This window comes from Janthinobacterium sp. YR213, assembly GCF_900099875.1.
In the GTDB taxonomy this organism is placed as follows: Bacteria; Pseudomonadota; Gammaproteobacteria; order Burkholderiales; family Burkholderiaceae_D; genus Janthinobacterium; species Janthinobacterium lividum.
In genome coordinates, this window is the sequence record NZ_FNDA01000006.1 from 313,208 (window position 1) to 320,825 (window position 7,618).

Annotated in this window: 6 protein-coding genes; 4 read left to right on the top strand and 2 right to left on the bottom strand. The window is 65.1% G+C overall.

Annotated elements, in window-relative coordinates:
• Positions 1 to 60: 60 nt before the first annotated feature.
• Positions 61 to 2,901, bottom strand: coding sequence for a phosphoenolpyruvate carboxylase (gene ppc / locus BLT98_RS25195; RefSeq protein ID WP_092612614.1), 2,841 nt, complete (start codon positions 2,899 to 2,901; stop codon positions 61 to 63).
• Between the two features lie 243 nt (positions 2,902 to 3,144).
• Here ppc and hemC point away from each other — a divergent pair, with 243 nt between their 5' ends.
• From hemC to BLT98_RS25215, 4 genes are read left to right on the top strand one after another with little or no spacing between them, the layout of a single operon-like run.
• On the top strand, positions 3,145 to 4,170 hold the full coding sequence (gene hemC / locus BLT98_RS25200) for a hydroxymethylbilane synthase (RefSeq protein ID WP_280141270.1): 1,026 nt from the start codon (positions 3,145 to 3,147) through the stop codon (positions 4,168 to 4,170).
• Complete coding sequence (locus tag BLT98_RS25205; protein ID WP_092612616.1) at positions 4,163 to 4,945, top strand: uroporphyrinogen-III synthase; 783 nt, start codon at positions 4,163 to 4,165, stop codon at positions 4,943 to 4,945. The genes hemC and BLT98_RS25205 overlap by 8 nt, the downstream gene beginning before the upstream one ends.
• The gene (locus BLT98_RS25210; RefSeq protein ID WP_034786161.1) at positions 4,942 to 6,090 is read left to right on the top strand and encodes a uroporphyrinogen-III C-methyltransferase; all 1,149 of its coding nucleotides are present in this window, start codon (positions 4,942 to 4,944) and stop codon (positions 6,088 to 6,090) included. Before BLT98_RS25205 ends, BLT98_RS25210 begins: the two co-directional genes overlap by 4 nt.
• Before the next feature lie 4 nt (positions 6,091 to 6,094).
• Complete coding sequence (locus tag BLT98_RS25215; RefSeq protein ID WP_071653290.1) at positions 6,095 to 7,291, top strand: heme biosynthesis protein HemY; 1,197 nt, start codon at positions 6,095 to 6,097, stop codon at positions 7,289 to 7,291.
• Positions 7,292 to 7,396: 105 nt separating this feature from the next.
• Here BLT98_RS25215 and BLT98_RS25220 read toward each other — a convergent pair.
• On the bottom strand, positions 7,397 to 7,618 hold a 222-nt coding region (locus BLT98_RS25220; protein WP_139179375.1), incomplete at its 5' end, for a PQQ-binding-like beta-propeller repeat protein.

Sequence of the window (7,618 nt, forward strand, 5' to 3'; positions counted from 1 at the left end):
AAGCAAAAGGGCCGGCCCTTGCGGTGCCGGCCCCTGCCTGCCGATGGCAATGTGACGCTATCAGCCCGTATTGCGCAGGCCGGCCGCCACGCCATTGATCGACAGCTGGATGCCGCGGTGCACCCTTTCATCGATCCGGCTTTCCGCCGACAGGGCGCGGTTGCGCTTGATCAATTCCACCTGCAAGTGGTTCAGCGGATCGAGATAGGCGAAGCGGTTCTGGATCGAGCGGGCCAGCAGCGGATTGCCCGCCAGGCGCTCGGTATTGCCGGTGATCAGCTCCAGGCAGCGCAAGGTGTTGCCATGCTCGTCCGTGATGCGCTTGTAGATGCGTTCGCGCAAGTCCTGGTCCGCCACCAGTTCCGCATAGCGCGAGGCAATCGCCAGGTCCGTCTTGGCCAGCACCATGTCCATGTTCGACAGCAGGGTGGCAAAGAACGGCCATTCGGCATGCATGGCGCGCAGGGTGGCGATCTTTTCATCCTGCGCGTCGCCGTCGGCCTGCCTGATCCAGGCTTCGATGGCGCTGCCAAAGCCGAACCAGCCCGGCAGCAGCAAGCGGCACTGGCCCCAGGAAAAGCCCCAGGGAATGGCGCGCAAGTCTTCGATGCGCTGGTTGGCCTTGCGCGAGGCGGGGCGCGAACCGAGGTTCAGTTCGGCAATTTCCGCAATCGGCGTAGCCGAGAAGAAATACTCCGTAAACCCCGGCGTTTCATACACGAGGTGGCGGTAGGCGTGGTAGGCGAGGTCCGACAGTTCCGCCATCACGGCTTCGAACTGCGCCAGCTGGCTGTTGCGGGCCGGATTGGCTTCCTGCGGCGCCAGGCTCGCTTCCAGGGTGGCGGCAACCAGCAATTCCAGGTTGCGCCGGCCGATTTCCGCGTTGGAGAATTTCGAGGCGATGATCTCGCCTTGCTCCGTCAGGCGGATCTGGCCGTTGACGGTGCCCGGCGGCTGGGCCAGGATGGCTTCGTAGCTGGGGCCGCCGCCACGGCCCACCGTGCCGCCGCGGCCATGGAACAGGCGCAGCTTGACGCCAGCCTTTTGAAAATCGGACACCAGCGCCAGTTCCGCCTTGTACAGTTCCCAGTTGGAGGTAAGGAAACCGCCATCCTTGTTCGAATCGGAATAGCCGAGCATGACTTCCTGCAACTGGCCCTGCTTGGCGATCAATTGCTTGACCAAGGGCAAGGCCATGACCTGGCTCATGATGCCGGCCGCGCGCTGCAGGTCGGGTATCGTTTCGAACAGGGGGATGACCATCAGCTCGCAGCTGCTGTCGCCAGTTTGCCAGTCGGTGCGCAGCAAGCCGGTTTCCTTTTGCAGCAGCAATACTTCCAGCAAGTCGGACACGGTTTCCGTGTGCGAGATGATGTAGTTGCGGATGGCCCGCGCGCCGTAGCGCTGGCGGATGTCGCGCGCCGCGCGCAGAATCGCCAGCTCGGAATCCGTTTCCGTGGCGTAGCTGATGTAGGGCGAGTACAGCAAACGCGGCTGGGCCAGTTCGTTCAGCAGCAGCGCTTGCTTATCTTCTTCGGACAGTGCCGTGTAGTCGGCGGCTACGCCGCTTTTCGCGAACAGGTCGGCCAGCACGCGCTCGTGCACGTCCGAGGTCTGGCGCATGTCGAGCGAGGCCAGGTGGAAACCGAAGATGTCGGCCGCGCGCGCCAGGGTGGCCAGGCGCGGGCGCACGAGGGCGGCGCCGTGGTGTGATTCGAGCGAGGCGACGATGGTGCGCAAGTCGGCCACAAAGGCGGCCGCGTCAGGGTAGGCGGCTGCGGCGCCCACCTCCTTGCGCAGGATGTTGGTGGCGCCCAGGGCGCGGGCCGTGGCGGCCAGGCGCGCATAGATGCCGATCAGGGCGCGGCGGTACGGTTCGTCGCTGCGGTGCGGCGAGGCGTCCGGAGACTGGTCGGCCAGCGCCTGCAGTTCGCCGCTCACGCCCACCATCAGGGTCGAGACGGACAATTCCGCGCCCAGTGCGTGCACTTCGTCGAGGTAAAAGTCGAGGATGGTGGTGGCGTGGCGCGCCAGCGCGTGCTGCATGGTGCCCGCGTTGACGTTCGGATTGCCGTCGCGGTCGCCGCCGATCCAGCTGCCCATCTGCACGTAGGCGGCATTGATCGGTTCGATGGTGCCATTGCCGTTCGGGTACTCGGCGGCGATGTCGTCCTCGATATCGTCATACAGGCCCGGCAGTTCGCGCAGGAAGGTGATGCGGTAGTAGGACAGGGCGTTTTCGATTTCGTCGGCCACCGTCAGCTTCGAATAGCGCAGCATGCGCGTCTGCCACAGGGTGGCCACGCGCGAGCGCAGCAGCTGCATGTTGGCGTGCCGCTCTTTCGGCGTCTGCGGCAAGTCGCGCTCGGCCAGCAGGCGGGCGATGTCGTGCTCGGCGTCGAGGATGCTCTTGCGCTGCACTTCCGTCGGGTGGGCCGTCAGCACGGGGGCGATCAGGGCGTCCTGGAAGAAGGTGTCGACGGTCTTGCGCGGCACGCCGGCCATGCGCAGTTTTTTCAGCGCGAAGCTGACGCTGCCCTTTTGCGCTGGCGAGCCGGCCAGCAAATGGGCGCGGCGGCGGCGGATGTGGTGCTGGTCTTCCGCAATGTTGGCCAGGTGCGAAAAGTAGGAAAAGGCGCGCACGACGGAAATCGTCTGTTCGCGGCTCAGTTCCTTGAGCATGGCGTCGAGCTCCAGCGCGGCGCCCGCGTCCGCTTCGCGGCGGAAGCGCACGGACGTCTGGCGTATGGTTTCCACCACATTGAAGACGGCGTCGCCTTCCTGTTCGCGCAGCACGTCGCCCAGCAGGCGGCCCAGCAGGCGGATGTCTTCTTTCAGTGGCGCGTCCTTGTCGGAGCCGGCCGCTGGAACTATTTCTGGTGCTACTGCGTCATTGAGCATAATAAAGAACCAAAGTAAGTGTAAAAGCAAGGGAATGTGGATCGCACCGGGCGTTTGGCCGCAGAGGGGAGGGGGCGCATGATAAAATTTGTGGTCTTCAACATGGACGCTAGCCTGACTTGGCCTTCTAGGCCAAGGGATAACGATTATAGCGACGCCAAGCGCCTTTTCGATACAAATTGATATCGGACGGGCCAAATGGCAACGATAATGACAACGACAGCCACAGCGAAAGAACTTGTTTTGAAAGCATCCGAATTGACCCCGAATGAATTGCCCGTGAACGAATTGACGCCGAAGATTCCCGCCCGCCTGGTGATCGCCACGCGCGAGAGCCGTCTTGCCATGTGGCAAGCTGAACACGTGCGCGCGCGCCTGGCCGCCCTGTATCCGCAGTGTAGCGTTGAAATTCTCGGCATGACCACACGCGGCGACCAGATTCTGGACCGCGCCCTGTCCAAGGTAGGCGGCAAGGGCCTGTTCGTCAAGGAGCTGGAAGTGGCGATGGAAGAAGGCCGCGCCGACCTGGCCGTGCATTCGCTGAAAGACGTGCCGATGGAATTGCCGGAAGGCTTTGCCCTGGCTGCCATCCTCGAGCGCGAAGACCCGCGCGATGCGTTCGTGTCGAACGACTACGCCAGCCTGGCCGAGCTGCCGCATGGCGCCGTCGTCGGCACCAGCAGCCTGCGCCGCCAGTCGCTGATCGCCGCGCGCTATCCGCACCTGACGATTTTACCGCTGCGCGGCAACCTCGATACGCGTTTGGGCAAGCTGGACCGTGGCGACTACGCGGCCATCATCCTGGCCGCCGCCGGCTTGAAACGCCTGGGCCTGGCGTCGCGCATCCGCGCCGTGCTGGCGCCGGAAGACAGCCTGCCGGCCGCCGGCCAGGGTGCCATGGCGATCGAAATCCGCAGCGGGCGCGCGGACGGCGCCGACCTGGTGCGCCTGCTGGCGCCGCTGAACAACACCGATACGGCGCAAGCCGTCACGGCCGAGCGCAAGGTGTCGAAGATCTTCGGCGGCAGCTGCCAGATTCCGCTGGCCGCGTTCGCGACAGTCGACGGTGGCAACATGCGCTTGCGCGCCATGGTCGCCACGCCGGACGGCGCGCGCATGGCCAGCGCCGATGTCAGTGGCCCGGCCGGTGCGCCGGAACGGCTGGGCGAGCAGGTGGCCGAACTGCTGCGCGGGCAAGATGCCGCCGGCATCCTCGCCTCGTGCGCCGTCACACCCGACAACCACGAAGGCCTGGCGCCGCATGCCTGACACCGTGGTGATCACGCGGCCCGCGGCGCAAGCGGGGCCGCTGGCCGCCAAAATCGCGGCGCTGGGCTTGCCCGTGCAACTGCTGCCGCTGCTGGAAATCCACGCGCTTGACGGCGAGGACGAATGCGCGCAGCTGCAAGCCGTGCTGGCGCGCCTGGCCGAATATGACCTGGTGGCGTTCGTCTCGCCCAACGCCATCGACTGCGTCTTTGCGCACTTGCCCGCCTGGCCGCCCGGCCTGCCGCTGGCCGTGGTGGGCGAGGGCAGCAGGATGGCATTGGGGGCGCATGGCGTCACGGATGCGAATGCCAGCATCACGAGTCCGCTCGATGCGGCGCGCAGCGATTCCGAACATCTGTTGCTGGCGCTGGACTTGCCGGCCCTGCGCGGCAAGCGCGTGCTGATCGTGCGCGGCGATGGCGGACGCGATTATCTGGCCGACGGCTTGCGCGCCGCGGGCGCCGCAGTCGAGTTCGTCACGGCCTACCGCCGCAAGGTGCCAAGGCTGACGCCGGCCTTGCGGGCGACCCTGGAAAATCTGTTGCAGCATAATAATGACTGGATCATCACCAGCTCGGAAGCGCTGCGCGGTTTGCTGGCGCTGCTGGGCGAAATGGATGCTGAAAAGACAGTTGTTGTGAAAATGCAACAGCAGCATCTGATCGTGCCGCACGCTCGCATTGCACAAACGGCGGCGGCCCTGGGTTTTGCCCGTGTCACCTTGACAGGATCAGGCGACGCAGGAGTGCTCGCCGCGTTACAATCACGACCATGAACGAAATGCCTACACTCTCCGAACCGAATGCAACGCCTGGCAGCGCCGTGAAGACGGCGCCGCAGGCGGCCGACCAACCTGCCGGCCGCGCGCCGACCCTGCTCGAACAGCTGCAAAAGCCCATGAGCATCGCCGTCATCGTGCTGGCCGTGCTGCTGGCTGCGCAAAGCTGGTCGACCAGCAAGCAGATCCGCAACCTGCGCGAAGAAGTGGCCAAGCGCCTGCAAAAGGGCGATGTCAGCAACGCCGAAACAGGCGTGCTGGCGCGCAACGTGCAAGAAGGCACGAAAGAGCTGGAAATCAAGGTGGGCGCGCTGGAAAACCGCCAGAGCGAAACGCAAAGCCAGCAGCTGGCGCTGGAACAACTGTACAACGACTTGTCGAAGAACCGCGACGAGTGGGCGCTGACGGAAATCGAGCAAGTGCTGTCGACGGCCAGCCAGCAGCTGCAGCTGGCCGGCAACGTGCCCGGCGCGCTGATCGCCCTGCAAAACGCGGACCGCAGCCTGTCGCGTTCCGACAAGCCGCAATTCATCACCATCCGCCGCGCCATCGGGCGCGACATGGAAAAACTCAAGGCCCTGCCCAGCGTCGATTCGACGGGTGTGGCCCTGCGCCTCGATGCCGTGATCGCCCAGGTCGACTCCCTGCCGATGCTGTCCGACGAAACGCCGGCCTTGCCGGCCGCGCCGGAAAAACCGGGCAAGGCCAAGCCCGTGCGCGATGCGAGCGGCAAGCTGATGGGACCGCCTGCGCCGGAACCGCTGCTGCAAAAAGTGCGCGACGGCTGGAATACCTGGAGCGGCGACATGTGGGCCGACGTGCGTCAATTGATCCGTATCCGCCGCGTCGATACACCGGAAGCGCTGATGCTGTCGCCGACGCAATCGTATTTCTTGCGTGAAAACGTCAAGCTGCGCCTGCTCAATGCCCGCATGGCCTTGTTATCGCGCAATGAAACGGCTTTCCGCAACGACTTGATCGCGGCGCAGGATGCGCTGGCCAAGTATTTCGATACCCGCGCCAAGAGCACGCAGACGGCGCAAGCCCTGCTGCGCCAGGTGCAGGGCAGCAATCTGGCCATCGAGATGCCAACCTTGTCCGACAGCTTGACGGCTGTGCGCAACTACAAAGCGAAGTCCTGAGCCCATGCGTCTATTTCTCTGGTTACTCGCCCTGATGGCCGCGGCGATCGGTATCGCCGTGACGGCCCGTTTCAATCCCGGCAACGTGGTGCTGTTCTATCCGCCGTACCGCATCGACTTGTCGCTGAACTTCTTCCTGCTGCTGCAGGTCGTGCTGTTCGTGCTGCTGTACCTGCTGGTGCGCGCCGTGCGCGCCACCGTGCGCATGCCGGCGCAAGTGGCGGCCTACCGCCAGCGCAAGCGTGAGCGCGACGGCAACAAGGGCTTGCGCGAAGCCTTGAAAGCCCTGTTCGAAGGCCGTTTCGGCCATGCCGAGAAGGCTGCCTTGCGCGCCGCCGAGCTGGAAGAAAACGCCGGCCTGGCCGCGCTGATCGGCGCGCGCGCCGCGCACCGCATGCGCCAGTCCGAACGCCGCGACAGCTGGCTGTCCCGCGTCGAAGGCGATGCCAGCCTGAAGACGGCGCGGCTGATGACGGTGACGGAATTGCTGGTCGACGACCACCAGCCGGAAGCGGCCCTGGCCGCCGTGCGCGAACTCAATGCCAGCGGCACGCGCCATATCCACGCGCTGCAATGGTCGCTCAAGGCCGAGCAGCAGGCGAAGAACTGGCCGGAAGTGCTGCGGCTCGTGCGTTCGCTCGACAAGCACCGCGCCCTGCATCCGGCCCTGTCGTCACGCCTGCGCGAACTGGCTTACGACCATTTGCTGTCCGACCCGTCGCATGACGCCGAATCGCTGATGCGCGTGTGGTCCACCGTGCCGAGCGCGGACCGGGTCAAGCCGTATATCGCCTGCCGCGCCGCCACAGCCCTGAATGCGCGCGGCCTGCACGACGAAGCGCGCCTCGTGTGCGAAGAGTCGCTGGCCGCCGACTGGGACGAGCGCGTCGTGCGCGCCTACCGCGAAGCGGCGGCGCCGAGCGGCACGCCGGCCCTGCTGCTGCAGATCGAGCATTGCGAGCAATGGATGAAACAGCGTCCGCTGGATGCGGAACTGGCGCTGACCCTGGGCACCCTGTGCCTCAAGCAAAAACTGTGGGGCAAGGCCCAGCGCCACCTGGAGCAGGCTTTGTCCGACGCGAACGAGCCGCAGATGGTGCGCGACGCCCACCTGAAGCTGGCGCAGATGCACGACGCCTTGCAGCAGACGGAACAGGCTGCAGCGCATTACCGGCAGTGTGCGCTGGCGACCATCCTGTAAGCCTTGCAGGCCATTTCCTCGGACGTAAAAAAGCCGTTCAGTGCAGACTGAACGGCTTTTTCTTTGTGCGCACCCCATGGCGGAGTGCGCTGCTACCTGGCTAACTTACTTCTTCGCTACCGCAGTTCCTTCCGGCAAGGCATATGCGACCAGGGTGTCGCTCATCTTCGTGCCCAGCGAACCGTGGCCGCCGGCCATGACGACGACGAACTGGCGTCCCGACTTGTTCGACACATAGCTCATCGGCGTGGCCTGGCCGCCGGCCGGCAGGCGGGCTTTCCACACGGTCTTGCCGTTGCGCACGTCGTAGCCGCGGATATAGTAGTC